The organism is Thiorhodococcus mannitoliphagus, from assembly GCF_010915725.1.
Classification (GTDB): domain Bacteria; phylum Pseudomonadota; class Gammaproteobacteria; order Chromatiales; family Chromatiaceae; genus Thiorhodococcus; species Thiorhodococcus mannitoliphagus.
The window spans coordinates 1-436 of sequence record NZ_JAAIJR010000471.1 but is presented as its reverse complement, the minus strand read 5'-3'; the positions used below and the strand labels follow the sequence as shown (position 1 = coordinate 436).

The window sequence follows — 436 nt, the reverse complement described above, 5'->3', positions numbered from 1 at the left end:
CTGGCCGCCTACTGTGTGAGCGAGCGCGAGCTGGCGATCGCTCATCTCGACGCGGCGCGCCCCGAGGACCTGCTCCTCTACGACCGCGGCTACCCGGCGTTCTGGCTGATGGTGATGCACGCGGTGCGCGGTGTCGACTTCTGTATGCGCCTCACCCGCGACAGCTTCAGCGCCGCCGAAGCCTTCTGGGACAGCGATGCCCAGAGCACCATCATCACGTTGACGCCTTCTCGCGATCAGGCCCGTGATTGCCGCAACCAAGACCTCCCGAGCGATCCCATTCGCGTGCGTCTGGTCCGCGTGCGCTTGCCCGACGGCGAGACCGAGGTGCTGGCCACCTCGATTCTCGAGGAGGAACGCTTACCCGCACGCTTGTTCAAGGCGCTCTATCATCGCCGCTGGGGAGCGGAGGAGAGCTATAAGCGCCAAAAACGCT

Annotated in this window: 1 protein-coding gene; it reads left to right on the top strand. The window is 65.4% G+C overall.

Features of this window, described 5'->3' with window-relative positions:
• The coding region (locus G3480_RS27420; protein ID WP_164657311.1) for a transposase at nucleotides 1-436 on the top strand (436 nt) is incomplete at both ends.